The 26,310-nt window shown below is 65.3% G+C and carries 25 protein-coding genes; 12 read left to right on the top strand and 13 right to left on the bottom strand.

Annotation, left to right across the window (positions count from 1 at the left end; all coding sequences use genetic code 11):
• Window positions 1-87 precede the first annotated feature (87 nt).
• Window positions 88-2,139, top strand: a complete 2,052-nt coding sequence (locus tag ACQKOE_RS00310; RefSeq protein WP_427511060.1) for an elongation factor G — start codon at window positions 88-90, stop codon at window positions 2,137-2,139.
• 1,337 nt (window positions 2,140-3,476) lie between these two features.
• Here ACQKOE_RS00310 and recA read toward each other — a convergent pair.
• From recA to dapA, 5 genes are all read right to left on the bottom strand, one after another.
• Entirely contained in the window at window positions 3,477-4,544 is a 1,068-nt protein-coding gene (gene recA, locus ACQKOE_RS00305) for a recombinase RecA (RefSeq protein ID WP_374589762.1), read from the bottom strand.
• A 123-nt stretch (window positions 4,545-4,667) separates the two neighbouring features.
• Window positions 4,668-7,088 carry a response regulator gene (locus ACQKOE_RS00300; protein ID WP_427511059.1) on the bottom strand — a complete coding sequence of 807 codons (2,421 nt, stop codon included), beginning with the start codon at window positions 7,086-7,088 and terminating at the stop codon, window positions 4,668-4,670.
• The gene (locus ACQKOE_RS00295) at window positions 7,085-7,651 is read right to left on the bottom strand and encodes a DUF2062 domain-containing protein (protein WP_427511058.1); all 567 of its coding nucleotides are present in this window, start codon (window positions 7,649-7,651) and stop codon (window positions 7,085-7,087) included. The genes ACQKOE_RS00300 and ACQKOE_RS00295 overlap by 4 nt, the downstream gene beginning before the upstream one ends.
• Window positions 7,648-8,130 (bottom strand): SsrA-binding protein SmpB, encoded by a 483-nt coding sequence (smpB, locus tag ACQKOE_RS00290; RefSeq protein ID WP_374589759.1) that lies wholly within the window; start codon window positions 8,128-8,130, stop codon window positions 7,648-7,650. Before smpB ends, ACQKOE_RS00295 begins: the two co-directional genes overlap by 4 nt.
• Before the next feature lie 586 nt (window positions 8,131-8,716).
• The gene (dapA, locus tag ACQKOE_RS00285) at window positions 8,717-9,598 is read right to left on the bottom strand and encodes a 4-hydroxy-tetrahydrodipicolinate synthase (protein ID WP_427511057.1); all 882 of its coding nucleotides are present in this window, start codon (window positions 9,596-9,598) and stop codon (window positions 8,717-8,719) included.
• A 65-nt stretch (window positions 9,599-9,663) separates the two neighbouring features.
• On the opposite strand from dapA, the gene ACQKOE_RS00280 reads away from it, so the two are divergent.
• From ACQKOE_RS00280 to ACQKOE_RS00245, 8 genes are all read left to right on the top strand, one after another.
• The gene (locus tag ACQKOE_RS00280; RefSeq protein WP_427511056.1) at window positions 9,664-11,640 is read left to right on the top strand and encodes a lytic transglycosylase domain-containing protein; all 1,977 of its coding nucleotides are present in this window, start codon (window positions 9,664-9,666) and stop codon (window positions 11,638-11,640) included.
• A gap of 174 nt (window positions 11,641-11,814) precedes the next feature.
• Entirely contained in the window at window positions 11,815-12,309 is a 495-nt protein-coding gene (locus ACQKOE_RS00275; protein WP_427511055.1) for a GreA/GreB family elongation factor, read from the top strand.
• Window positions 12,310-12,311: 2 nt separating this feature from the next.
• Window positions 12,312-12,494, top strand: coding sequence for a DUF4169 family protein (locus ACQKOE_RS00270; protein WP_427511054.1), 183 nt, complete (start codon window positions 12,312-12,314; stop codon window positions 12,492-12,494).
• On the top strand, window positions 12,494-12,697 hold the full coding sequence (locus ACQKOE_RS00265) for a hypothetical protein (RefSeq protein WP_374589754.1): 204 nt from the start codon (window positions 12,494-12,496) through the stop codon (window positions 12,695-12,697). The genes ACQKOE_RS00270 and ACQKOE_RS00265 overlap by 1 nt, the downstream gene beginning before the upstream one ends.
• A gap of 6 nt (window positions 12,698-12,703) precedes the next feature.
• Complete coding sequence (locus ACQKOE_RS00260; protein ID WP_427511053.1) at window positions 12,704-13,189, top strand: hypothetical protein; 486 nt, start codon at window positions 12,704-12,706, stop codon at window positions 13,187-13,189.
• Between the two features lie 35 nt (window positions 13,190-13,224).
• Window positions 13,225-14,472: a 23S rRNA (adenine(2503)-C(2))-methyltransferase RlmN gene (gene rlmN / locus ACQKOE_RS00255; protein WP_427511052.1), complete on the top strand. Its 1,248-nt coding sequence runs from the start codon at window positions 13,225-13,227 to the stop codon at window positions 14,470-14,472.
• 128 nt (window positions 14,473-14,600) lie between these two features.
• Window positions 14,601-14,954, top strand: a complete 354-nt coding sequence (locus tag ACQKOE_RS00250; RefSeq protein WP_374589751.1) for a glycine zipper 2TM domain-containing protein — start codon at window positions 14,601-14,603, stop codon at window positions 14,952-14,954.
• 55 nt (window positions 14,955-15,009) lie between these two features.
• Window positions 15,010-15,762, top strand: coding sequence for an SDR family oxidoreductase (locus ACQKOE_RS00245; protein WP_427511051.1), 753 nt, complete (start codon window positions 15,010-15,012; stop codon window positions 15,760-15,762).
• 17 nt (window positions 15,763-15,779) lie between these two features.
• Here ACQKOE_RS00245 and ACQKOE_RS00240 read toward each other — a convergent pair whose 3' ends face one another.
• Window positions 15,780-17,147, bottom strand: a complete 1,368-nt coding sequence (locus tag ACQKOE_RS00240) for a PAS domain S-box protein (RefSeq protein WP_427511050.1) — start codon at window positions 17,145-17,147, stop codon at window positions 15,780-15,782.
• An 89-nt stretch (window positions 17,148-17,236) separates the two neighbouring features.
• The gene (locus ACQKOE_RS00235) at window positions 17,237-18,442 is read right to left on the bottom strand and encodes a trans-sulfuration enzyme family protein (protein WP_427511049.1); all 1,206 of its coding nucleotides are present in this window, start codon (window positions 18,440-18,442) and stop codon (window positions 17,237-17,239) included.
• A gap of 242 nt (window positions 18,443-18,684) precedes the next feature.
• Between ACQKOE_RS00235 and ACQKOE_RS00230 the strand changes: the two genes are divergently transcribed.
• Together ACQKOE_RS00230 and ACQKOE_RS00225 are read left to right on the top strand one after the other, a co-directional pair.
• Entirely contained in the window at window positions 18,685-19,965 is a 1,281-nt protein-coding gene (locus ACQKOE_RS00230) for a phospholipid carrier-dependent glycosyltransferase (protein WP_427511048.1), read from the top strand.
• 29 nt (window positions 19,966-19,994) lie between these two features.
• Window positions 19,995-21,083, top strand: a complete 1,089-nt coding sequence (locus ACQKOE_RS00225; RefSeq protein ID WP_427511047.1) for an NADH:flavin oxidoreductase — start codon at window positions 19,995-19,997, stop codon at window positions 21,081-21,083.
• Between the two features lie 127 nt (window positions 21,084-21,210).
• Here ACQKOE_RS00225 and ACQKOE_RS00220 read toward each other — a convergent pair whose 3' ends face one another.
• From ACQKOE_RS00220 to ACQKOE_RS00195, 6 genes are all read right to left on the bottom strand, one after another.
• On the bottom strand, window positions 21,211-22,335 hold the full coding sequence (locus ACQKOE_RS00220) for a glycosyltransferase (RefSeq protein WP_427511046.1): 1,125 nt from the start codon (window positions 22,333-22,335) through the stop codon (window positions 21,211-21,213).
• A 2-nt stretch (window positions 22,336-22,337) separates the two neighbouring features.
• Window positions 22,338-23,381 (bottom strand): 3-isopropylmalate dehydrogenase, encoded by a 1,044-nt coding sequence (gene leuB / locus ACQKOE_RS00215; protein WP_427511045.1) that lies wholly within the window; start codon window positions 23,379-23,381, stop codon window positions 22,338-22,340.
• A gap of 21 nt (window positions 23,382-23,402) precedes the next feature.
• Window positions 23,403-23,990, bottom strand: coding sequence for a DNA repair protein RecO (recO, locus tag ACQKOE_RS00210; RefSeq protein ID WP_427511044.1), 588 nt, complete (start codon window positions 23,988-23,990; stop codon window positions 23,403-23,405).
• An 85-nt stretch (window positions 23,991-24,075) separates the two neighbouring features.
• A complete protein-coding gene (locus ACQKOE_RS00205; RefSeq protein WP_427511043.1) occupies window positions 24,076-24,327 on the bottom strand; it encodes an accessory factor UbiK family protein in 252 nt (83 codons plus the stop codon).
• A gap of 31 nt (window positions 24,328-24,358) precedes the next feature.
• The gene (locus ACQKOE_RS00200) at window positions 24,359-24,901 is read right to left on the bottom strand and encodes a TspO/MBR family protein (protein WP_427511042.1); all 543 of its coding nucleotides are present in this window, start codon (window positions 24,899-24,901) and stop codon (window positions 24,359-24,361) included.
• 69 nt (window positions 24,902-24,970) lie between these two features.
• Complete coding sequence (locus tag ACQKOE_RS00195) at window positions 24,971-25,717, bottom strand: TlyA family RNA methyltransferase (protein ID WP_427511041.1); 747 nt, start codon at window positions 25,715-25,717, stop codon at window positions 24,971-24,973.
• Between the two features lie 27 nt (window positions 25,718-25,744).
• Between ACQKOE_RS00195 and ACQKOE_RS00190 the strand changes: the two genes are divergently transcribed.
• Window positions 25,745-26,272 carry a hypothetical protein gene (locus ACQKOE_RS00190; RefSeq protein ID WP_427511040.1) on the top strand — a complete coding sequence of 176 codons (528 nt, stop codon included), beginning with the start codon at window positions 25,745-25,747 and terminating at the stop codon, window positions 26,270-26,272.
• Window positions 26,273-26,310: the final 38 nt, after the last annotated feature.

Here is a 26,310-nt window from a genome sequence, read left to right as displayed (position 1 = left end):
ACAGGCAGACCATCCATTCATTCCACGCGCCCCGGGCGCCCCACGGAATTTGCGCCCGGCGCGCCTCGTTCGAACAAGGAGGCGACGATGGGCAACACCCAGAAAGCAACGAATGGCGGCAGAGCGGCAACCCGTGCGGTCGCGCTGGTCGGGCCGGCCGGCACGGGCAAAACCAGCCTGGCAGAGGCTCTGCTGTTCGCCAGCGGCATGACCAACCGCCAGGGCAGCGTAGAGGCCGGATCCAGCATCGGCGACGCCAGCCCCGAAGCCCGCGCGCGCGGCAGCTCGACCGAAATGAACCTCTATCACCTGGACTACATGGGCGACCGTTTCGCCCTGATCGACGTGCCCGGTGGCCCTGGTTTCGCGGTGGATGGCCTGGCAGCGCTGCAATCGGTGGACCTCGCGCTGGTGGTGATTGATCCCGCGCCGGAACGCGCGATCCTGGCCGAACCGATGCTGCGGCGGCTCGACCGGCTGGGCATTCCCCACGCGCTATTCGTCAACAAGATCGAGCACGCCCGCGCCGGATCGCTGCGCGAACTGATCGCGCAGCTGCAACCGATGAGCCGCGAGCCGCTCGCCCTGCGCCAGATTCCGATCCGCGAAGGGGACGAGATTACCGGCTATGTCGATCTCGCCCTGGAACGCGCCTATCGCTATCGCCCTGGAAAAGAGAGCGAGCGGACCGAGATACCCGGCGAACTGCTGGCGCGGGAGAAGGAAGAGCGCACCCATCTGCTGGAAACGCTAGCCGATTTCGATGATGCCCTGCTGGAAGCGCTGCTGATGGATCAGGAACCGGACCAGGATCTGGTCCTGCGCGACCTGGCCGTCGATACGGCGCAGAACAAGGTGGTTCCGGTGCTGCTCGGCTCGGCGCTGAGCGATGGCGGGGTGCACCGTCTGCTCAAGATGCTGCGCCACGAAACGCCTCCTCCCGAGGCCACGGCGGCCCGTCTGGGCTTGGAAGGAGGCAGCGCGCTGCACGTGTTCAAGATCGCCAATGGCGGCGCCATGGGGCGGCTGGCGCTAGGCCGGGTGCTGGGCGCGGCCTTGCGCGAAGGCGACGAACTGGTCGTGGACGGCGCGGCGGAACGGGCCGGATCGCTGTTCCTGGTCCAGGGCGAAAAGACCACGAAACTGGCCGAGGCGCGGACGGGAGATGTCGTCGCGGTGGCCAAGATCGAGGGTGCGCGCTGCGGCATGATCCTGGGGGGCAAAGGGGCGGCCGGGGCAGCCGCGCCGGACTATCCCGCCCGCAACGCGGCCGTCGCCATCACCACCCGGGACCGCAAGGATGACGTCAAGCTGTCAACCGCGCTCCACCGGCTGTGCGAAGAGGACCCGGCGCTGGAATGGAACCAGGACGATGCCAGCCACGAAACCGTCCTGCGCGGGATCAACGTCGATCACCTGGCCGTCGTGCTGGGCCGCTTGCAACGCCGCTATGGCGTGGCGGTGGACACGCGCGCTCCGGGCATTCCCTATCGCGAATCGATCCGCAAGGCGGCAGGCGCGCGCGGGCGGCACAAGAAGCAGTCGGGAGGCCACGGCCAATATGGCGACTGCGTGATCGAAATCCGTCCGCTTGAGCGGGGGGCGGGTTTCCAGTTCGAAGACAGGATCACCGGCGGCGCGATCCCGCGCCAGTATATTCCCGCAGTGGAAGCCGGCATCCGAGACGCGATGGAGCGCGGGCCGCTGGGCTTTCCGGTGGTCGACGTGGCAGTGACACTGACCGACGGTTCGTTTCACTCGGTCGATAGCTCGGAACTCGCCTTCCGCGTGGCGGGAAGGATGGCCATGACCGAAGCGCTGGAGAAGGCTTCACCCTTCCTGTTGGAGCCGGTGGCCAAGGTGGCCGTGGACACGCCGGGCGGGACAGGGTCCAAGGCGGGCTCGGTCCTTTCGGCACGGCGCGGGCAGATTCTGGGCCTGTCCCCGCACCCGGAATGGTCCCGCTGGGAACGGGTCGAGGCCTTGCTGCCAGAAAGCGCCCTGCACCGGCTCGATGCGGAACTGCGCTCGCTCAGCCAGGGCCTCGCGGAGTTCAGCGCGAGCTTCGATCACCTGGCGGAACTGGGCGGGAAACATGCGGACGAAGTGATCAAGGCGCGGAGCGCGGCGGCGCATTGAGGGTGCTGTGGTCTGCCGAGGTTGCGCCGAGCAATCCGGCTTCGACAGGCTCAGCCTGAGCGGGGTATTTGATCCGATTGCCGTTCGTCCTGAGGAGGTGCTGAAGCCGCAGGCTGAAGTGCCGTCTCGAAGGACTGCCTGATGCGCTGTGGTTCGAGACGGGTCCTCAATCCAGGATTTCGCCTCCTCGTCACCACGAACGGATTTAATCAAACCCCGTCATTGCGAGGAGCGCAGCGACGAAGCAATCCAGGGCGACAGAAGCTGCGTTTTCCTTACCGCACTGCGTCTTCGGCCAGCTCGGAATGGTTCACGCAAAGGCGCAGAGAAGAAGGGAGGCGCGAAGGGGTTGCGTTTGCGGCTCTGTCGCCTGCTGTTGCTGGCTCGCCGCAAACGCACCGGATGAAGGATGCGCGCCTGCGGCGGCATATCCTTTGCGCCTTTCCTTCTTTTTGCGCCTTCGCATTAACAATTTGTCGCACCCCGGCTTCGACAGGCTCAGCCTGAGCGAGGTGTTTGATCCCATGGCCGTTCGTCCTGAGGAGGTGCTGAAGCCGCAGGCTGAAGTGCCGTCTCGAAGGACTGCCTGTGGCGCTGTGGTTCGAGACGAGTCCTCAATCCAGGATTTCGCCTCCTCCTCACCGCGAACGGATTTAATCAAACCTCGTCATTGCGAGGAGCGCAGCGACGAAGCAATCCAGGGCGGCAGAAGCTGCGTTTTCCTTCCCGCGCTGCGTCTTCGGCCAGCTCGGAATGGTTCACGCAAAGGCGCAGAGAAGAAGGGAGGCGCGAAGGGGTTGCGTTTGTGGCTCTGTCGCCTGCTGTTCCTGGCTCGCCGCAAACGCACCGGATGAAGGATGCGCGCCTGCGGCGGCATATCCTTTGCGCCTTTCCTTCTTTTTGCGCCTTTGCGTGAACAATTTGGCGCAACCCGGCTTCGACAGGCTCAGCCTGAGCGGGGTGTTTAATCCCATCGCCGTTTGTCCTGAGGAGGTGCTGAAGCCGCAGGCTGAAGCGCCGTCTCGAAGGACTGCCTGAGGCGCTGTGGTTAGAGACGGGTCCTCAATCTGCGATTTCGGCGCCTCCTCACCACGAACGGCGTGGAGGACTACCGCAATGCCGTCACCCCGGACTTGATCCGGGGGCCAGCTTGGGTGGCTCCGCACGGAGCGCCCAGCAATCAACCGCAAGAACAGAACCGGCGCGGGAGCCGGGTGGCTCGCCGCGCCGGTTTATGGTCTGGAGGACGCCCCACGGGGTACGGGGAACGGGAGCGCCCTCCATTCAGTCCCGGTTCTGGCAGGCGGGCGGCCTGCCGGGCCGGAAGCTCTCAGGGATCAGATGTCGTCCTCCGCGTCCGGACCGGTCATCATCTCCCCGGCAAGACCTTCGGTTTGGCTGCGAATGGCAGCCTCCAGCCGGTCACAAAGCTCGGGATTTTCCTTCAGGTAGGTCTTGGCGTTCTCACGCCCCTGCCCGATGCGAATGCTGTCGTACGAGAACCAGGCGCCGGACTTTTCGACCAGGCCAGCCTTGACCCCAAGGTCAAGGATTTCGCCGATCTTGGAAATGCCTTCGCCGTACATGATGTCGAATTCGACCTGCTTGAACGGCGGGGCGACCTTGTTCTTGACCACTTTGACGCGGGTCGCGTTGCCGACGATATCGTCGCGGTCCTTGATCTGCCCGGTGCGGCGGATGTCGAGACGGACCGAGGCGTAGAACTTCAGCGCATTGCCGCCGGTGGTGGTTTCCGGATTGCCGTACATCACGCCGATCTTCATGCGGACCTGGTTGATGAAGATCACCATGCAGCGCGAGCGACTGATCGAACCGGTCAGCTTGCGCAGGGCCTGGCTCATCAGGCGGGCCTGGAGGCCGACGTGACTGTCGCCCATTTCGCCTTCGATTTCGGCGCGGGGCACCAGGGCAGCAACCGAGTCCACCACCAGCACGTCGATCGCATTGGAACGCACCAGGGTATCGACGATTTCGAGCGCCTGCTCACCCGTGTCGGGCTGCGATACGATCAGTTCGTCGATGTTGACGCCCAGTTTCTTGGCATAGACTGGATCGAGCGCGTGTTCCGCGTCGACAAAGGCTGCCGTGCCGCCGGTCTTTTGCGCTTCGGCAATGGCGTGCAGCGCCAGGGTGGTCTTGCCCGAGCTTTCGGGACCGTAGATTTCGATGATGCGGCCACGCGGCAGGCCGCCGATGCCCAGGGCAATGTCCAGGCCAAGCGAGCCGGTGGAAATAGCCTCCACCTGCATCGTTTCCTTGGAACCCAGCTTCATTGCCGAGCCCTTGCCAAACGCCCGGTCGATCTGCGCCAGCGCTGCTTCGAGCGCCTTTTGACGGTCCATGTTGTCCTTGCCTTCCTGAATCAGCTTGAGTTGAGCACCCATCGAAGTTCCCCTTGCGTACCTAGCCGACCCGGAAGGTCAACTCGCCATTATGTATCGCATTTGTTCTTATGGAACAAGAGGGGAACGACAAGATTTTTCCGTTTTTTGATAACGCTTTGCAATTCAGCCCTTCGCAGCGGCCAGCACGGCCCCCACCTTCTCGGTAATCTGCTGCACGGTGAACGGCTTGGGCAGGAACCGGACGTCGGTAATGTCGATTTCCTTGCGCAATTGCTCCTCGGCATAGCCCGACATGAACAGCACCGGGATCTGCGGATCGAGCTTGCGAATCTCGCGCACCATCGACGGGCCGTCCAGCGCGGGCATGACGACGTCCGACACGATCAGGTCGAACTGCGCGCCGCTGCGCACGATCTCCAGGCCCTCGTCGCCGTCGCTGGCCGGAGTGACGGAATAGCCCGCCCGGGTCAGCGCGCGTTCGGCGACGGCGCGGACCATGTCCTCGTCCTCGACCAGCAGCACGTTGCCGCCGCCCGACCATTCGCGCACTTCCTCCACCTTGACCGCCTTGCCCGGGCTTTCCCCGGGAGCGGCGTGATAGACCGGCAGATAGACGGTGAACTTGGTGCCGCGACCCACTTCGCTATCGGCAAAGATGAAGCCGCCCGACTGCTTGACGATGCCGTAGACCGTCGAGAGGCCCAGCCCGGTGCCCTTGCCGGTTTCCTTGGTGGTGAAGAACGGTTCGAAAATCTTGCCGAGGTGATCGGGCGCAATCCCGCAGCCGGTGTCTTCCACGATCAGCGCGGTATAGTCGGTCTGCGGCATGATCGCGCTGCGCATCGCCCGCACGTCCGCCGCGCTGACCTTGCGCGTCGCCATGGTCAGCTTGCCGCTGCCATCGCCGCGCATCTGCATGGCATCGCGGGCATTGACCGCCAGGTTGACGATCACCTGCTCCAGCTGGGTCGGGTCGGCGCGGACGGGGCCAAGGTCGCGGTCGTGCTTGACCACCAGCTGGATCTTTTCCCCGATGAGCCGCTTGAGCAGGTGCGACACGTCGGACAGGACATCCGGCAATTGCAGCACTTCGGGGCGCAGGGTCTGCTGGCGGCTGAAGGCGAGGAGCTGGCGCGTCAGGCTGGCGGCGCGGTTGGAATTGGCGCGGATCTGCTGGATATCGTCATAGTCGCTGTCGCCCGGCGTATGGCGCAGCAGCATCAGGTCGCAAATGCCCAGGATCGCGGTGAGGACATTGTTGAAATCGTGCGCGACGCCGCCCGCCAGCTGCCCGACCGCCTGCATCTTGGTCGCCTGGGCCACCTGCCGCTTGAGCCGGGTTTCCTCGGTCGTGTCGGTCAGGCCGAGCAGGACCGCTGCCTCACCCAGCCCGCGCACTCCGGCAAGGCTGAGGTTGACCGGCTCTTCCGGCTGGCTGCGCAGGCGCACGGCAATATCCCCGCTGGCCGCCGGGCCCTGGGCAAAGCGGCGGACCGCGTCGGACAGCGGCCCTTTGTCTTCCTGCACCACCAGGTCGGTGGGATAGGTCGGCGGCGGATCGCCCTCGCGCCCGGCAGCGCGCATGAAGGCAACATTGGCGAAGAGCATCCGCCCGTCGCGGTCGGCCATGGCCAGGCCCAGCGGCAACTGCGAGAGCAGCGCCTCCAGATGCGGGACCGCCGCTGTCGCCTCGCTCCCCCCGCCGCCAATGCCGACGCCGTGGTCGGCCAGCAGGATCAGCGAAGGGGTGATCTCGTAATCGACCGAGCCGGGCGCATCGGGATCGATCACCGGGATGTAGAACAGGCTGAGCGGCGCGCCCTTGCTGCCTTCGCGCGCCCAGGTGATCTTGTCATTTTCGTCCTGCCGCAGCAGCGCGGTGAATTCCTGTCCGGTCAGGATCGCGCCGGCGTCCCCGGCAGCACGCTGGGCAAAGCCGGAGCTGGCCGCGCGCACTTTGCCATCAGGATCGACAATGGCGAGGGAAAAGCCGGCCTGGCTGAGCGCGCGGCCCAGCTTGCCATCCAGATAGGGAACCAGTTCCGCGACCAAATCGGGCGGCGTCACCGCAGTGACGGTCCAGACGAGGTAATCGTCGCCCCGGCCCGAGCGGAGCGCGGTGACTTTCCAGCGTCCGCCCTGCTCGCTCTCGATCACGTCGACCACGCCCTTGCCGTCGCGCCAGGCAGCCCGCCCCGCCTTGGCGAGGCGTTCCAGGCTGGCGTTATCCACCGGCAGGCGTGGCGGGGCATGATCGGCAGTGAACCACTTTTCGTAGAGCGGATTGGCGCAGACCAGCCGCCCGGCCCGGTCGGTCACGGCAATCGCGGCGTCGGTGCGGTCAATCGCGGTGACGGTGACCGACCAGTCCGGCAGGGCATATTCGATTTCCGGAGCCTTGGGCGCACGGCGGGTCAAGGCCCAGACGACGGCGCCAAACGCGCCAAGTCCGCCCGCGAAGGCGGCAAGGGCAACCAGCTGGCGCGTTGCCAGCCAGACCAGGATCAGGCTTGCCAGCAGAGCGCCGCCCAGCACCAGGCGCTCGGACAGCCGGGCACCGGGGGCGGGCAAACCGGGGCTCACCCCTCGCCCCGCGCTTCGCGGATCCGCTCAAGCGCGATCTTGCGCTTGTGCCGCACCCACCAGTTCCAGGTGAAGGACGAGACGAGGTAGCCGATGGCTGCAGCCACGGTCGAGATCGTGAACAGCCCGATCAGGACGGCAGGGGCCGCGTCGGAGAAGAACCAGGTGGACCATTCGCCCAGGCTGGCGCGGCGGTCCATCAAGGCATAGAGCGTTTCCAGGTCGGCGTGATAGCCCAGCCCGTTGCCGATCCAGGCCGAAGCGATCAGGATCAGCGGAGTCGTGACCGGGTTCGACAGGAAGGTCATCAGCGCGGCGAGCGGGATGTTGCCCCGGCTGGGCACGCACATCAGCGCTGCGCCGACGATCTGGATGCCGGGGATCAGCGCGAAGATGCCGATCAGCAGGCCCACGGCCACGCCGCGCGGCACCGAACGGCGGGTAAAGCGCCACAGTTCCGGCCTGCGGGCAAAGGGACCGACGAAGCGGACATGCTCCAGCTCTTCGCGCTTGGGCATGTTGCGCTGGGCCCAACCGGAAATGCGGGAGACGAAGGTGCTCATTTGTAGTCCCGCATAATCCGCTGTTGATCGCGCTTCCAGTCACGTTCCTTGATCGTGGCGCGCTTGTCCGCAACGTTTTTGCCCTTGGCCAGAGCCAGCTCCACCTTGGCCCGGCCCCGGCTGTTGAAATAGATCGACAGCGGAACCAGCGTCATCCCCTTGCGCTCGACCGCGCCGGTAAAGCGATCGATCTCACGCGCGTGGAGCAGCAGCTTGCGCGGACGCTTGGGTTCGTGGTTGAAACGGTTGCCGTGGCTGAATTCGGGGACGTTGGAATTGATCAGCCAGACCTGGCCGTCTTTCACTTCGGCATAGGATTCCGCAATCGAGCCCTCGCCAAAGCGCAGGCTCTTCACTTCGGTCCCGGTCAGGGCGATTCCCGCCTCGGTCGTATCCTCGATGAAATAGTCGAACCGCGCGCGCCGGTTTTCGGCGACGATCTTCTTCTTGTCGAACTGGGCGTGGGTTGGGCGGGCCATGGTCTTCGCGCATGTAGGCTGCCCGGCGCGAAATGCAAACCGGCTTCCGATGGTTCAGCAAAGACACAAAAGCAAAAGAGGGGCGCGGAGACGAATGGGGCGCGCGGAGCCAGAGGCAAACGGCTGGCCACCCCTCCCCTGCCGTCACCCCGGCGCAGGCCGGGGCCCAGACCCACCAGCAAAACTGAGCCGCTGTGCGGCGCTTATTGTCCGGACTGGGCCCCGGCCTTCGCCGGGGTGACGTGTGAAGGTTCGCTCAAAGAACGCAAAGGACGCAGAGGACGCATAGGCGCGCAGCTGTTGCGCCCTTACCCCTTCGCGCCTTCCTTTTCTTCTCCGCGCCTTTGCATGAACCAATCCACGGCTTCGACAAGCTCAGCCTGAGCGGAGTTGAGACCCACGTCCGTTCGTCCTGAGGAGGTGCTGAAGCCGCAGGCTGAAGTGCCGTCTCGGAGGACTGCGTAAAAAGCTGTGGTTCGAGACGGATCCTCAATCTGCGATTTCGGCTCCTCCTCACCACGAACGGCTTTAGCCCCCCGTCATTGCGATGAGCTTAGCGACGAAGCAATCCAGGGCGGTACAGCGTTTACGCCAGACCGGCGTGGGCCAGCGCCGTATCGACCGCGCGGCGCGATTCCGCAGAGCAGGCGACCAGCGGCAGGCGCACTTCCTCGCCAATCCAGCCCAGCACCTTGGCCAGGGCATACTTCACCGGACCAGGCGAGGCATCGGTGAACAGCGCCTGGTGCAGCGGGAACAGCCGCTGGTTGATTTCGTGTGCGCGGTCCATGTCGCCTGCCAGGCTCGCCGCCTGGAATTCGGCGCAAAGGCGCGGCGCCACGTTGGCCGTCACGGAAATGCAGCCCGTTCCGCCGCCCGCATTGTAATGCAGGGCCATGTCGTCATTGCCGCAAATCTGGTCGAACCCTTCGCCCAGCGCCATGCGGTGCGCGGTCAGGCGGGTCATGTCGCCGCTGGCATCCTTGATCCCCACGATCCGGTCCGGGAAGCGGCGCGCCAGTTCGATCACGGTTTCCGGCTTGATGTCGGTCACGGTGCGGCCCGGCACGTTGTACAGCACGATGGGCAGGGCAACCCGCTCGGCCAGATAGCTGAAATGGGCCAGCAGCCCGGCCTGGCTGGGGCGGTTGTAATAGGGCGCGACCATCAGCGCGGCATCCGCGCCCACGGCCTTTGCTTCCTGCATGTGCCACAGTGCGGTCTGCGTATCGTTGCTGCCGCAGCCCGCGATGACCGGAACCCGGCCCTTGGCCTGCTCTACGGTAATGGCGAACAGGCGGTGCTGTTCATCGTTGCTGAGCGTCGGCGCCTCTCCCGTCGTGCCGCAAGGCACCAGCGCGGAAGAGCCTTCCTCGATCTGCCAGTCGATCAGGCGGCGAAAGGCGGCTTCATCGATGGCACCATCCACAAAGGGGGTGACTAGGGCCGGAATCGAGCCGGAGAACATGGACTTTATCCCTGCAAATGCCCCATACGGGCTGTTCAGCCTGCCATAAGGAGCCTTTGCGCAGAATGTCCAGCATGCTTCGCACCACCTTTGCTTCGACCCTCGCAATACTGGCTTTCCATGCCGCTCCTGCATGGGCTCAGCCGGCGCACCCGGACGGGATGGAGTGGGACCACGCCCGCACCGCCGTGCGCGCCCAGCCGCCGGGGGACATGCACCTGGCGGTCGAGCGCTGGCGCCTACTCACCGCCAGTCCCAGCTTCACCTTTGGCGACTATTCCGGCTTTCTGCTGACCTACCCCGGCCTGCCTGAAGAGGCCAAGCTGCGCGGCTTTGCCGAAAAGGCGCTGGAACGCGAAAGCGTGCCTGCGCAGCAGGTGGTCGGCTTTTTCGACCGCTACCCGCCCCTCAGCAATGTCGGACGCGGGCAATATGCCGTCGCGCTTTACGCCCTGGGCCGCCCGGAAGCGAGCCGCGTTGCGCTGGAGGCATGGCGCGGCGGGCTGCTGGGCGACATGGCCGAAGCTACGCTGTTCGCACGGCTTGCTCCCACGCTGACGCCCGAAGACCACGACACCCGGATGGATGCCCTGCTCTGGGCCAATGCCGATGCCCAGGCAGAGCGGCAGTTGCTCTATGTCTCGCCCGCGCGCCGCATGGCGCTGGCGGCGCGGCTGGGACTGACGAAGGGAATCGATCCGGCCAGCGCCGGAATCCAGCTTGGCCCTGACGTGCTGGGCGATCCGGGCTACCTCTACAACCGCAGCCGCCAGCTTCGCAGTGCGGGGCAAAGCGCCACGGCGGCGAACCTGCTGGCCAGCCGACCCCGCTTTGCCGTGCCGCCGCGCGACCCGCGCAAGTGGATTTCCGAGCTGCTCGCGGTGGCCCGCAACGTCGACGGAGGCAGCGCGGCGCGGATTGCCGCATCGGTGGACGATACCTTTGCCCCGGGCACCGACGTTTCGGCGCAAAGCTTTGGCCTGCGCGATGATTATACTTCGTTGATGTGGCTGGGCGGAACCAAGGCGCTGTGGTCGCTGGGCGATGGCATGCGCGCGGCCCCGCTGTTCTGGCGCTATGGCGCGGCGGCCCGCACTCCGCAGACCCGCACCAAGGGTTTCTATTGGGCGGGCCGCGCCGCCGCACAGGCGGGCAACCAGGCGGAGGCGCTGCGCTATTTCGAAATGGCAGCGCAATATCCCGACCAGTATTACGGACTGCTCGCGCTGGAGCGGCTGGGCCGTCCGGTCCCGCCGCTGGGCAGTGATCCCACGGCCATTCCCACGCAGGTTGAGCGTCAGGCCTTCCAGAGCCGCCCGCTTACCCGCGCCGTGCGCGAAGTCGCGCGCGACAGCGATTGGCCAACTGCGGTGCGCTTCTTCAAGGAAATCGCCGAACAGGCCGACAGCGAGGCCGATCACGTGCTGGTGGCCGATCTCGCCCGCGAACTGGGCCGCCGCGATCTGGGCGTGATCCTGGGCCAGGCCGCGCACGTGGACGGCCACGGCGTGTTCCGTCGTACCAGCTTTCCGCTGATCCCGATCCCGCAGGGCGCGAACTGGACCTTCGTCCACGCGATCACCCGGCAGGAAAGCCAGTTCGCCATGAACGCGATCAGCCATGCCGGGGCGCGCGGGCTGATGCAGCTGATGCCGGGCACGGCGCGCGAGCAGGCGGGCAAGATGGGAATGGACTATGACCCCTCGGCCCTAACCCGCGATGCCGGTTACAACATGCTGCTGGGCGATGGCTATTTCCGGCGAATGCTGGACTATTACGGCGGCTCCTACCCACTGGCCGTGGCCGCCTACAACGCGGGTCCGGGCAATGTGAACAAGTGGCTGCGCGCCAATGGCGATCCCCGCACCGGGGCGATGGACTGGGTCGAATGGGTAGAGAAGATCCCGGTGACCGAAACCCGCAACTATGTGCAGCGGGTGCTGGAAAACGCGGTGGTCTATGAAGCGATGTATCCGGCCCGCGCGATCAACAAGGGCCCCAATCCGCTCAGCTTTTTCCTGGGCAAGCGCTATCCAGGATAAAGCAAGGTCCATGGCCCCATCCTCTCCCCTCCCGCTTGCGGGAGGGGTCGGGGGAGGGCATGTGGAGCAAAGTTGGATAACACTCCCTCCCCTGCCCCTCCCGCAAGCGGGAGGGGAAAAGCAAGAATTCCCTCCCGCAAGCGGGAGGGGAGCAAAGGACCGCCGCTTCGCGCCATGAGTATCGTCAAGGAAGGCCCACCCATCACGCCAGCCGGAATGGCCAAACTGCGCGCGCGGTATGACCATCTGCTGGGCACCGAGCGCCCGGCCATCGTCGAGATCGTCTCGTGGGCAGCTGGCAATGGCGACCGCAGCGAGAACGGCGATTACCTCTATGGCCGCAAGCGGATGCGCGAGATCGACCGGGAGCTGGCCCACCTCGCCCGGCGGATGAAGGCCTGCCGCGTGGTCGATCCGGCCAGCCAGCAGGACCGCACCCGCGCCTGGTTTGGTGCGACCGTGACCATCGCGGATGAGGATGACAACCACCGCACCGTCACTCTGGTCGGCGATGACGAGCAGGATGCCTCCAGCGGGCAGATCGGGTGGAGCGCCCCCATGGCGCGAGCGCTGCGCGGCGCGGCCCTGGGCGACCTGCGCAAGGTTCGCTTGCCCGGCGGTGAAAAGGAATGGGAAGTCATCGCAATCACTTACCCGGAGCAGTGCTGAAAATGGCTGAAGTGATCAACCTGCGTCTGGCCCGCAAGGCCAAGGCCCGCGGCGAGGCAGCGCGGCAAGCAGAGCAGAACCGCGCCCTTCACGGCCGCACCAGGGCGGAGAAGGAACGCCAGCAGATCGATGCGCAGCGCGCGGCGCGGCTGCTGGACGGAGCAAAGCGAGAGCAGGACGACTGATGCGGACCACCTACGATCACGCCACGGTGCGGCTCTACCACCTGGACGACGCCAGCGAAGGCGGCGCGGCCACCACCCTGTGCTATGCCCCGCTGACCGAGGCCTTGCGCCTGGCCGCCGAGCAGCCGGAAGAGGTCCAGGCCGGCCTGTTCATCGCCACCGACAACGATGTGGTTGCCTATCTCGACCTGATCGGGGAATAGCCGCTGATGCTGCGCCGCCTGCTGGTCCTTTCCGTGCTGATCGCCACGCCGGCGCTGGCGCGCGATGCCCTGGGCACCTTTGGCCAATGGGCGGCCTTCCGCGATCCGCGCGCGCCGCGCTGCTATGCCATTGCCATGGCCGCACCCTCCACGCTGAAGCGCGAATTCCAGCCCTTTGCCACGGTGGCCTGGTGGCCGCGCCAGCAGGTGCGCGGACAGGTCCACTTCCGCCTGTCCCGGCAGGTCCGGCCTGGCGCGCCGATCACGCTTTCGATCGGCGGGCAGCGCATGGTCCTGGTCGGCGGCGGTGCCGATGCCTGGGCGGCTGACAAGCGCGGCGATGCGGCGATCCTGGCCGCCATGCGCTCTGCCCGCGACATGACCGTTCAGGCCCGCGATGGCACCGGGCGCGGCTTTACCAACACCTATGCGCTGGAAGGGGCGGCCACCGCGATGGACGCCGCTGCGCTGGGCTGCGCGCAGTTGCGGTAGCTTTTTCGCCGCTCCCGCACTATATCGCGCCGCCTATGGCCGATACTGCACTCATGTCGATTCCGGGACAAATCGATCCCGTCACCGTCCCGCGCGACATCACCCCGCGTGAGGATGGCCGCGTCGACCTGATCGGCCTGCCGAAAAAGCGGATTGCCGAACTGTTCGAAAGCGCGGGCCTTGATGCCAAGGCGGCCAAGCTGCGCGCCAAGCAGGTGTTCCACTGGCTTTACCACCGGGGCGTCACCGATTTCGAGGCGATGACCGACATTGCCAAGACCATGCGCCCGTGGCTGGCCGAGCGCTTCGTGATTGGCCGCCCGGAAATCGTCCTGGCCCAGCACTCCAGCGACGGCACGCGCAAGTGGCTGCTGAAAACAGCGGACGACCACGAGTTTGAAATGGTCTTCATCCCGGATGCGGACCGCGGCACCCTGTGTGTGTCCAGCCAGGTCGGCTGCACGCTCAACTGCCGGTTCTGCCACACCGGGACCATGCGGCTGGTGCGCAACCTCACCCCCGGTGAGATCGTCGGCCAGGTCATGCTTGCCCGCGATGCGCTGGGCGAATGGCCCAAGGGTTCGATGGCCGGACTGGACGAGGACGAGGACGAAGGCGGTTACTCGTCCGACGGCCGCCTGCTGACCAACATCGTCATGATGGGCATGGGCGAGCCGCTCTATAACTTCGACAATGTCCGCGACGCACTGAAACTGGTGATGGACGGCGACGGTCTGGCCCTGTCCAAGCGCCGCATCACGCTGTCGACCAGCGGCGTGGTGCCGATGATGGCCAAGTGCGGCGAGGAAATCGGCGTGAACCTGGCCGTTTCGCTCCACGCCGTGTCCAAGGAAGTGCGCGACGAGATCGTGCCGATCAACCGCAAGTACGGGCTGGAAGAACTGCTCCAGGCCTGCGCCGACTATCCCGGTGCCTCGAACGCGCGCCGCATCACGTTCGAATATGTGATGCTCAAGGACAAGAACGACAGCGACGAGCACGCGCGCGAACTGGTCCGCCTGATCAAGCACTACAAGCTGCCAGCCAAGGTCAACCTGATCCCGTTCAACCCCTGGCCCGGCGCACTTTACGAATGCTCCACGCCGGAACGCATCCGCCGCTTTTCGGAGATCGTTTTCGAAGCGGGCATCAGCGCGCCGGTGCGCACCCCGCGCGGGCGCGACATCGACGCGGCTTGCGGCCAGCTCAAGACCGCCGCCAAGAAGATGAGCCGCGCCGAACTGGACCGGCTGGCCGAAGAAAAGCAAGCGGCTCTCGGCTGAAGCCGGACTGAAATCGAAATTCCGCAACGGCTTGGCGCACTTGCGCCACGGTTCGCCCATGCGAGAAAGCTGCCGTTCATTTGGCGCGTTCCACTGTGCTTCTGACAAGAACAACAGGAGCATGATCCATGAACAAGGCCCTTACCGCGTCGATCCTGGCGGCCACGATGTTTGGCGCGACCGCCCCGGCCCTGGCCGATCCGCCGCGCTGGGCTCCAGCTCATGGCTGGCGGGCCAAGAACGGCGATATCCGCTATCAACGCGCTGAAAACGGCGTCCGCTACTGGCGCGGCGACGATGGTCGCTACTACTGCCGCCGGGGTGATGGCACGGTCGGCCTGCTGGCCGGTGCCGCCCTGGGCGCACTGCTGGGCCGCGCAGTCGATACCCGCGGCGAGCGGGCGACCGGCACCATCCTGGGCGCCGCCGCAGGCGCCTTCATCGGCAACGAACTGGCCCAGGGCCGGACCCGCTGCCGCTAAGCATTCCCTTCGGGGCTGTTGACCTGGCGGACCATCCTCAGCAAAGCCTGCACGGATGGTCCGACCAGCAGTCCTGATTACCGGCGCGGCAAAGCGCATTGGCGCTGTTCTGGCGCGCCGCTTTGCCGATAGCGGCTGGCACGTGGTGATCCACGCTGGCCACTCCCCCGCCCTCGCCCGCGAATTTGCCGCCACCCTGCCCAGCGCGGAAGTGGTCGAGGCTGACCTGGTCGACCGTGAAGCCGGCCTGGCAATGATTGCCGAAGTGGCGGCCCGCCTGCCTGATTGGCGCGTACTGGTGAACAGCGCCGCCGTGTTCAAGCCCGATACCGCACAGGCCATCCAGCCGGAAATCTTTGCCGAAGCCATACGGGTCAATGCCGAAACGCCGACGGCCATGGCCCAGGCTTTTCTAGCCCGGGCAAAATCGCAGGGCGGCAAGCGGGTGATCCAGTTCCTTGACCAGAAGCTGATCAACACCAATCCCGATTTCTTCAGCTACACCATGGCCAAGCACGCCTTTGCCAGCACGGTCAGAATGCTGGCCATGGCGCAGGACGATCCGGCCACCCGCATCTATGGCCTGGCCCCTGGTGCCATGCTGCCCAGCTTTGACCAGGCTGAGGAAGAGCACGAGATTTCCGGCCGGATGAACCTGTTGCAGCGCCTGACCGACCCGGCGGAACTGGCCCAGGCGGCGCTGTTCATGGCGCAGGGCTGGCTGGCAAGCGGAGAGACGATCTACGTTGATTCCGGCCAGCACCTCCTGTCCCAACCCCGCGACGTCCTGTTCCTGGCGCGGGAGTAGCCTCGCTTCAATCCGGCCTACATCTCGAACACGTGGCTCACCGGGCAGGCGAGCGAGAAGCGGAAGCCTCCCGGATCGTAGCTGCATTCGACATCGGCACGCAGCTTTCGCGCTGGAACGTCCTCGATCACCCGGCTGCCAAAGCCGCGCTGGGTGGGCGGCGTGACCGCCGGTCCGCCGCTTTCCTCCCAGGTCAGCACAAAGCGCGGTTCTCCCTGCCCCGGCTCGATCCGCCAACGGATCGTAACCCGGCCTTCCGGCACGGATAGCGCGCCGTACTTTTCGGCATTGGTGGCCATTTCATGCAGCGCCATGCTGAGCGATTCCGCCGCACCGGGCTGGATGATCACGTCCGGGCCGTCCCGCTCGACTTGCGTCAGCCGGTCCTCCAGGAAAGCAAGCTGCGCATCGACCAGTTCGCTTAAAGGCACTTGCCGCCAGTTGCGCTTGACCAGGACGTCCTGGTTCGCCGCAAGGCCAGCAATCCGTTCGCGAAGGCGCGGCAGGAAATCCTCGCTGTGCTCCGCCGTGCGTTCGGCCAGGGACTGCACTACGGTCAGCAGATTGCGCGAACGGTGGTTGACTTCCATCAGCAGCAATTCGATCTGCCGCTCCGCCGCCCTACGCTCGGTAATGTCAGTGGCTGTGCCGAACCAGCAGACGATGTCGCCAGACTTATCCCGCAGTGGCACTGCACGCGAGAGGAACCAGCCATAAGTGCCGTCAGCCGCGCGGATCGGGAACGTATCCTCCCACTCCACCCCTTCTTTCAGGCAGCGCGCAACGTGCGCTTCGACGCGCTCGACATGGTCGGGGTGGATCTGGTCGCGCCAGCCGTTGCCTTCGACATCCTGCTGGGTGGTCCCGGTGTAGTCGAACCAGCGCTTGTTGTACCAGAACATCCAGCCTTTCGCGTCCGCAATCCAGGCCAGCTGCGCGATATTGTCCGCCATCAGACGGAACCGCGTTTCGGCCGCATTCAGCGCGCGGCGCGTTTCGACTTCGCGGGTGACGTCACGCCCGATCTTGCTGGCACCGATGATCCGCCCTTCGCGGTCCTTGACCGGCGAGACCATGATCTCAAGATGGACTAGAGTCCCGTCCTTGCGGATGCGTTCGGTACGCAGCTGGATGGAATTTTCCCCGCGCTCCACCCGCGCCAGAATATCGTCTTCCTCTGACTGGCGTTCTTCGGGAATGATCAGGCGGATCGACTGGCCGATCATCTCTTTCGCCGTCCAGCCGAAGATCCGCTCAGCCGCCGGATTCCAGCTGAGGATCCTGCCGTCCAAGGTCTTGGAGATCACCGCCGCATCGACCGAGTTGACGATTGCCGCAAACAGGCCCGCGTAATCCATCGCGGCGAACGGTTCCTGGCGGCTCATCTCTGTTCGGGTTCCCCGGGCACGCACCCGCGACGGGCGCAATTATGTCCCGGCTCAACGCCTCAAACCGCGGAAAGTTCCCGGCGGGCTTAGCGCCCGATCGCGCGCAGCCCCCGGTCCAGGTCCTCGATCAGGTCCTGCACGTCTTCCAGCCCCACGTTCATGCGGATCATCCCTTCGCCCACGCCCGCCTCGGCGCGGCCTTCCGGGCCCATGTTGTTGTGGGTGGTGCTGGCCGGGTGGCAGGCCAGGCTCTTGGCATCGCCGATGTTGTTCGAAATGTCGATCAACTCGAACGCGTTGAGCATGGCGAAAGCCTCAGCCCGGTCCTTCAGGTTGAAGCTGAAGATATTGCCGAACGCATCCATCTGCTTTGCCGCCACGGCGTGCTGCGGGTGGCTTTCCAGACCGGGGTGGAGCATCTGGACCCCGCGCCCTTCCAGGAACCGCGCCACTTCCATGGCGCTCGCGCTCTGCGCCTTGGCGCGCAGCGGCAGGGTTTCCAGCCCCTTCAGCACGACCCAGGCATTGAACGGCGCGGCAATCGGGCCGGTGTTGCGCTGGAACGGCATCAGCACGTCGTTGATGAATTCCGCCGTTCCGCAGATCGCGCCGAGCAGGACGCGGCCCTGCCCTTCCATCAGCTTGGTCGCGGAATAGGCAACCACGTCCGCGCCGAATTCGATCGGGCGCTGCAAGGCTCCCGTGGCAAAGGCATTGTCGACCACCGTGGTGATCCCCTTTGACTTTGCCAGCCCGCAGACGAATTCCAGATCGACAATGTCCATCGTCGGGTTCGCCGGGGTTTCGAAGAAGAACACCTTGGTATTGGGCCGGATCGCGGCTTCCCAGGCGGCATTGTCGCGCGCATCGACAATGGTCTTTTCGATCCCGAAGCGGGGCAGCAGGTTATCCACGATCCAGCGGCACGACCCGAAAGCGGCGCGCCCTGCGACGATATGGTCGCCTGCGGAAAGCTGGCACAACAGCGCGGAAGTCATCGCCGCCATGCCCGAAGCCTGGGTGCGGCACGCCTCTGCCCCTTCGATCATGGCGATGCGTTCTTCCAGCATGGCCGTGGTCGGGTTCTGGAAACGGGAATAGACCGGACCGGGCTCTTCCCCCTGGAACCGCGCGGCCACCTGTTCGGCGCTGTCATAGCTGAAGCCGGAATTGACGAAGAGCGCCTCGCTCGTTTCCCCCTGCTCGCTGCGCCAGGTCCCGGCGCGCACGGCGCGGGTGGCTGCACGCCATTTGGAAGTGATCGAGCGGTCCTGTCCGGTGGTGCGTTTCATAGTGGCTGCGGCTTTAGGCAGAGGCACTGTGCGGGGCAAGAAAAGATCGGCTCACACGAAGGCACGAAGACATGAAGATGTCCCTTTTCCGGCGCAGCCGATCTATCATCTGGACGATGCCGAATGCCGCAGACTTCGAAGTGCCGACAAACATGGAGTTAAACGAAAGCCCTTCGTGCCTTCGTGTCTTCGTGTGAACCAAACCATTGCACCGCCCTGCCGCCGCAGATAATCCGGACGTCATGCAGGCCCGCTTTACCAGAGATCACGATCCAGCCCTCTGGTGCGGGACCATCGCGATATTCTTCCTCGCGCTGGTCTGGTGGCGGCTGGCGGTCCCGCATGAAATCTATTTTGACGAGGTCCACTACGTCAACGCGGCGCGCAAGCAGCTGGACCACATCCGGGTCAATCCCGAACACCCGATGTTCGCCAAGACCGTGCTGTCGCTGGCCATCGAATGGCTGGGTGACAGGCCGCTGAACTGGCGCATCCCCTCTGCCCTGGGCGGAGCGCTGGGCCTGTTTGCCTTTACCCGCATCGTCTGGTTCGCCAGCGGCAATGCCCGGGCGACCGTGCTGGCGGGCGTGCTGCTGGCCACGGATTTCTTCTGGTTCATTCACAGCCGCATCGCCATGCTCGACATGACCATGGCCGCGCTGACCATGCTGGCCGGCTGGCAACTGGCGGCGGCCATCCGCTTGCCGAGGCAAGGCCGCTGGCGGCTGGCGCTGACAGGCGTGCTGATGGGCCTGGCGCTCGGCTCAAAATGGTCGGTCGCCCCGGCGCTGCTCCTGCCGGGCCTCGCCTTCCTGGCGCTGAAGCTGCGCGACAATGGCTGGCGCTTCCTGTGGGCACGCAGCGGAGGACCGGTACCCGGCATCAGCCTGATCGAGGCGGGCCTGTGGCTGGGCCTGGTCCCCCTTGCGGTCTATTGGACAACCTTCTGGCCGGCATTCCACTGGGCTGCGCGCCCGGTCAATCCGTGGGATCCGATTGCCTGGCACAAGCATATGCTGATGCTGCAGGACAGCGTGAAGAAACCCCATCCCTACCGCTCGGTCTGGTACCAGTGGGCCGGCAACTGGCGGGCGATCTGGTACCTCTACAAGGAGGTCGAAGGGGCACAGCGCGGCATTGTCCTGATCGGCAATCCCTTCACCATGCTGGCCGGGCTGGTCGCGCTGGTGTGGGCGGTGATCGAGGCGCTGCGGCGTCGGCGCCTGGACCTGCTGGCCTTCGTCACGCTCTATCTGGTCACCCTGCTGTTCTGGGCGACCTCAGGCAAGCCGGTGCAGTTCCTCTATCACTACCTCCTGCCCAGCACCTTCCTGATGGCGATCCTGGCCCTGGCGCTGGACGAGGCGGGACGGCAGCCAAATCGCTGGCGGCTGCTTTTGCCCATTGGCATCGGCCTGAGCGTGGTTATGTTCGCCGTGTTCTATCCGATCATCTCGGCCCTGCCGCTGTGCTGCGGACGGCCAAGTTTCGAATTCTGGATGTGGCTGCCAAGCTGGCGCTGATCCGACATATTGAGGGGGAGTTTCCAGACATGACCGATTGCCGCCAACCGCTGACCTTTGCGCGCGGCCCTGCGCTGAAGAACCGCATGATGCTCGCGCCGCTGACCAACCTGCAAAGCCATGCCGATGGCACCCTGTCGGATGACGAGATCCACTGGCTGACCATGCGGGCCAAGGGCGGTTTTGGCCTGGTCATGACCGCCGCCGCTCATGTTCAGCGGCAGGGCCAGGGCTTTCCGGGCCAGCTTGGCATCTGGTCCGATGACCACTTGCCGCGCCTGACCGAACTGGCGACCAGGCTGCGCGAGAACGGCGCGGTATCCTCGGTCCAGCTTCACCACGCCGGAATGCGCAGCCCGCGCGACGTGATCGGCGAAGCGCCTCAGGGCCCGTTCGAAGACGCCGAAACCGGTACCCGCGCCCTGTCCACTGCCGAGGTCGAGCAGCTGCGCGACGATTTCATCGCTGCAGCCGTCCGCGCCGAAAAGGCCGGGTTCGACGGTGTGGAGATCCACGGCGCCCATGGCTATGTCCTGGCCCAGTTCCTCGATGCCGAAAACAACCGGCGCGAGGATCGCTACGGCGGCAGCTTTGAAAACCGCAAGCGGCTGCTCCTGGAAGTGATCGACGGCGTGCGCGCCGCGACCCGCGCCGATTTCCAGGTCGGCCTGCGCCTGTCGCCGGAACGCTTCAACATCGACTTTGCCGAGGCGAAGGCCCTGGCCCAGGAAGTGATGGAAGGGGGCAAGCTGGACTACCTGGATATGTCGCTGTGGGATTGCTTCAAGGCCCCAGTAGGCGAAGCGGAAGGCGCAGCGCCGCTGATCTCGCACTTCACCGCCCTGCCGCGCGGAAACACCCGCCTGGGCGTGGCGGGCAAGATCATGGATGCCGCCAAGGTCCAGGCCTGTCTGGACGCCGGGGCGGACTTTGTCCTGATCGGACGGGGCGCAATCCTGCACCACGATTTCGCTGCCCGCTGCGTCGCGGACGACGGCTTTGCCTCGGTCAAGAACCCGGTCAGCGAAGCGCACCTGCGCGCCGAAGGCCTGGGCGAGGCCTTCGTCAGCTACATGAAGACCTGGCCCGGCTTTGTCGGTGAGCCGGTGGAGGCGTAGTTAACAGCGGGGCTGTTTCGCCCTGGATTGCTTCGTCGCTATGCTCCTCGCAATGACGAACCTGATGTCGTCATTGCGAGCGTAGCGAAGCAATCCAGGGCGGATTAAACAACGCCCGCGACAGGGCTCAATATTTGCCCCAGACGAACTTGCTCGACAGAGCGAAGTTCCAGACCGAACCCAGTACGATCCCGACAATCGCGGCCGGGTAAGGGTTAAAGCCCAGCCGCACCAGCGCGGTCGCTGCGCCGATATTGGCGAGCAGGCCGAACGCGCAGGTCAGCAGGAATCGCACCCAGCCGGTCAGCAGCGGAACGAACCCTCGCAGCCGCTTGTCGGCATAGGTCAGCTCGTTGTTCAGCACGAAGTTGAACGTCATCGCCACCAGCGCCGCCGTCGTCTGGCCGACGATGAAGGCGGTTTCCTTGGGATAGTGGCTGACCCGCAGCGCTTCGCCGAACAGGTTCAGCACCACCGCGAGAACGGCCATGTGGACCACAACGCCCAGCCCGCCAATCGTGCCGAACAGGGCAAAGCGCGTGGGGATCCAGCGGCCCAGCCACTTGTCGTACAGGCCGACCAGGAATTCGAACACCACGGTCCGGTCCAGCTTGGATTCGCCCTCGGCGCGCGCAGCGAAATTCATCGGCACTTCCTTGATCCGCAGCGGCGCTTCGACCGTAGCCAGAATGTCGAGCAGGATCTTGAAGCCGACGCCGGACAGGCGGTGCGCGTCAGCGCGCAGCACTTCGGACTTGAGCATGAAATAGCCGCTCATCGGATCGGTCAGTTCGACGCCCGTCACCTTGTTGGCGATGCGGTTGGCCAGGTTGGAAGCCTTGACCCGGTCGGGCCGGCCCCACTCCTCGGTGCTCGCCCCTTCGGCAAAGCGGCTGGCATAGGACAGGTCGTATTCGCCGCTTTCGATGGCGGCGAGCATTCCGGGCAGCAGTTCGGGATCGTGCTGGTGATCGGCGTCCATCACCGCGACAACGGGTGCTGCCGTAGCGCACATTCCCTCGATTGCGGCAGAGGACAGTCCACGCCGACCAATCCGCTGGATCACGCGGACCCGGCCGTCTTCCTGGGCAATCGCGCGCGCTTCATCCGAAGTGCCATCGGGGCTGTTGTCATCGACGATGATCGCTTCCCACGGGATGCCGGCCAGCGCCTTGTCCAGCCGCTGGATCATGCCGCGCAGGTTCTTGCGCTCGTTATAGGTGGGAAGGACAACGCCAAGCCGTAGGGTCATGATTACAGTCTTTCGACAATCGCGTCGCCAATTGCAACGGTGCCCAGGTTTCCGCCCAGATCGCCGCCGCGCACGCCATCGGCCAGGGCCTTGGCAACGGCAGCCTCGATCCGCGCCGCTTCGGCCTCCAGCCCCAGCGAGTGGCGCAGCAGCATGGCAGCGGAAAGGACCGTTGCCATCGGATTGGCCAGACCCTTGCCGGCAATGTCCGGGGCTGAACCGTGGATCGGCTCATACAGGCCCTGCCTGCCTTCGCTGAGCGAGGCCGAGGCGAGCAGCCCGATCGAGCCGACGCACATGCTGGCTTGGTCGGACAGGATATCGCCAAACAGGTTGCCTGTGACGATCACGTCGAACTGGCCGGGATTGCGCACCAGCTGCATCGCGGCATTGTCGACATACATGTGACTGAGTTCGACTTCGGGATATTCCGCCGCCACTTCGATCACCACGTCGCGCCACACCTGGCTGGTTTCCAGCACGTTGGCCTTGTCGACCGAGCAGAGCTTCTTCTTGCGGCCCATCGCGGCGCGGAAGCCGACATGAGCGATGCGGCGCACCTCGTCCTCGGCATAGGCCATCATGTCCCAGCCCTGGCGGCGGCCATCCGGCAGGGTGCGAATGCCCTTTTCACCGAAATAGACGTCGCCGTTCAGTTCGCGGACGATCAGCAGGTCAATCGCGCTGGCCACTTCGGGGCGCAGGGCCGAGGCATCTTCCAGACCGGCAAACAGCTTGGCCGGACGCAGGTTGGCAAACAGGCCCAGCTCCTTGCGCAGGCCCAGGATCGCCTGTTCCGGGCGCAAGTGGCGCTCCAGATTGTCGCAATCCGGATCGCCTACGGCACCGAACAGGATCGCATCGGAATTGCGGGCCACTTCCAGCGTTTCGGGCGGGAGCGGGTGGCCATGCAGCTTGTAGGCCGCGCCGCCGACATCGGCCGTCACCAGTTCCAGACCGGGCAGATTCAGCGCTTCCAGCACGCGCACCGCTTCGCGGGTCACTTCGGGGCCGATGCCGTCACCGGCGAGAACCGCAATCTTCATCTTAGCAACACCCCAATGTAGTCAGCCCATCCGTGCCAGCCGCTCACGCAGGATGGCGCGCGCGCCCATAACATTGCCGTGCCGATCTGCAAGCAAGTACCGCTCCAGCCGCTGCCCCTGGGCGTCGAACTCGGCCAGTCCAGCGGCCGGATCGGGGGGCGCTCCGCCATAGCCAAGTTCCCGCAAGAGCAAGGATTCATAGGCAATCAGACCCGGTAGCCAGCCCCGCGCGGAAGGCGCGTGACAAATTGCGGTGAGTAGTGCGGACAGGGCCTCGAACAACGAAGGATAGGGGTGCCGTTCGGGCAAGGCAGCCGTGGTCAGCGCCGTAACCCAGCCAATCGCCGCAGCCGGAAGCGGCTCGGCCAGCCAGGGCGCCCGGCTGTCGAGCAGCTCGATCTTGCCGAAGGGCAGCTGCGTTTCGCTCTTCGAGCGGACATCGGCATCCACCAGGTTGCCAGGGATCAGCACGGGCCGCAGCTGCCTGCCGCGGCCTCCGGCCACATAGCAGGCGACCATGCCGTGCTGCTCGGTCAGCAGCCGCGCAATGACCGCCGTTTCACCATGCGGACGGCAAGCACAAACAAGAGCGGACGCACGAAGCTGCATCGGCACGGTGTGAAGGGATTGCGCAGGGAGCGCAACTGAAAGGGAGAATTCTCTGCGGCGGGATAGAGTGCGGCGGAAACGCCTACTACTTTGCGTTCAGAGCCGCCTCAAGCGCTTCAATCCGGGCCTTGAGCGCTTCGTTTTCTTCGCGCGCCTTGGCAGCCATCAGCTTGACCGTGTCGAATTCCTCGCGGCTGACGAAATCGAGGCCGCCCAGCCCTTCCTTCACGCGTTCGCGCGCCGCATCGCGGGCTTCGCGGCCCATACCGGCAACGGTTCCAGCCGCGCTGTTCAGCAGCTTGGCAATATCGGCGATCAGGGGGTTTTCGCTCTGCATGGCGGCTAAATGGGCCTTTGCGCCGCCGGGATCAAGAGGCGAGCGCCACTTGCGCACCGGCAGCCTCTTCCGGATTGGCCTGGACGAACTGCCAGTTCAGCACTGCCGCGAACAGCACCCAGGCCAGGTAGGGCACAAGGAGCCAGGCGGCGAGCGGCCGGACGCGGTAAAACAGCACGACGGTCAGCAGCACGGCGACGTCGATTGCCAGCAGCAGATAGAACCCGGGAACCAGCAACTGCATCCCGAAGAACACCGGCGACCAGGCCAGGTTGAGCAGGAACTGCACCACGAAAATCGCAATGGCGAGACCCCGTCCCGGGGCTCCACGCGCAGTGACGACCATGGCGAGAGCAATGCCCATCAGCAAGTAAAGGATCGTCCAGACAATCCCGAACGTGGCGGGCGGCGGATAGATCGCGGGCTTTTCCAGTCCGGCAAACCAGTAATTGTTGCCACCGCTGCCCGACATCATGCCCGAAAGCGTGCCCAGCAAAAGCAACAGCGGTGCAAGAAACAGCGACCAGCGCAGAAGAGAGGCCCGCAATTGGCCGGGCGAAGCAAGTTCAGTCATTGCCGGAACCTCGAATCAGTGCGCAATTTCCGCATGATACTGACGAGAGGCTGTCCCCGTTGCAATCCGTCAGAATCCGCGGGTGGCAGAGATCAGAAACTCGACATTGCCTTCCGGTCCCTTGATCGGGCTTTCCACGATTCCCTGGACCTGCCAATCGAGACCCTCCAGCCAGCCGCGCACCTCGTCGCAGACGCGCTGATGCAGCGCGGGATCGCGAACCACGCCGCCCTTGCCCACTTCGGCGCGGCCCACTTCGAACTGGGGCTTGATCAGGGCAACCAGCTGGCAGCGCGGCGCGGCCAGTTTCAGCGGCACGTCCAGCACTTTGGCCAGCGAGATGAAGCTGGCATCGCAGACCACCCACGAACAGGGCGCCGTGATCAGGTCCGGCGTCAGCACGCGGGCACTGGTCTGTTCCAGCACGGTGACGCGCGGGTCCTGCCGCAGTTTCCAGGCCAGCTGGTTCGTCCCCGAATCGACCGCGAAGACGTGCGCCGCACCCTTGCTCAGCAGGACGTCGGTAAAACCGCCGGTCGAACTGCCGATATCCATCGCGGTCACGCCGGATGGATCGAGATCGAACGCTTCGATGGCATGAGCCAGCTTGATCCCGCCGCGCGAAACCCACGGATGGTCGCGCCCGCGCACTTCCAGCGGGGCATCGGCAGGCAGGGTCTGGCCCGGCTTGGCAATCTTGGTTCCCCCGGAAAAGACGGTGCCTGCCAGCACCAGCGCCTGCGCGCGGGTGCGGCTTTCGGCGTGGCCGCGCTCGACCAGCAGCTGATCGACCCGGATTTTCGGTGCCTTGCTCATCGTCGCGGCTCCTTCCATAGAAGGGGCGTGAAGGCAATTGCTCCCCTTGTCCTGTTGTCGCTGGCCCTGGCCGCCTGCGCCGCCCCTCGCCCCGCTCCGGCCCCCGCGCCGGTCGCGACGAAGCCGCGCCCGATCCAGCCTGCCCCACTGCCTCAGCCGCCCGCTGACTGGCGCGATGCAATGCAGACTCCCGGCACCTGGACCTGGGGCATGGTCGGCGGGCGCTCCACCGCGACCTTCTCGGGCACGAGCGGGGCCGCAATGGTGACGCTCAGCTGCGACCGCGTGCAAGGCCGCGTATTGCTGGCGCGGACTGGCGCCGCTGCAACCGCCCTGCCCATGGCACTTTCCACCACGTTCACGCGCAGACCGCTGCTGAGCGATCCATCCTTCCCCGCCAATGGCTGGCTGGTCGTGCCGATCGCGGCATCGGATACCCTGCTCGACGCAATCGCCTTTTCACGCGGACGATTCGCTCTGGAAACGGCGGGGCAGGAAACGCTCTACCTGCCGAGCTGGCCTGAAATCAGCCGCGTCGTCGAAGATTGCCGCTAAAGGATTTTTCGCGCCTGTGGAGAACTTGAAACCGGCAG

Origin of the sequence: Novosphingobium sp. NPDC080210 (assembly GCF_050281025.1) — a bacterium.
Classification (GTDB): Bacteria; Pseudomonadota; Alphaproteobacteria; order Sphingomonadales; family Sphingomonadaceae; genus Novosphingobium.
This window is presented reverse-complemented; position numbering and strand designations above follow the sequence as displayed.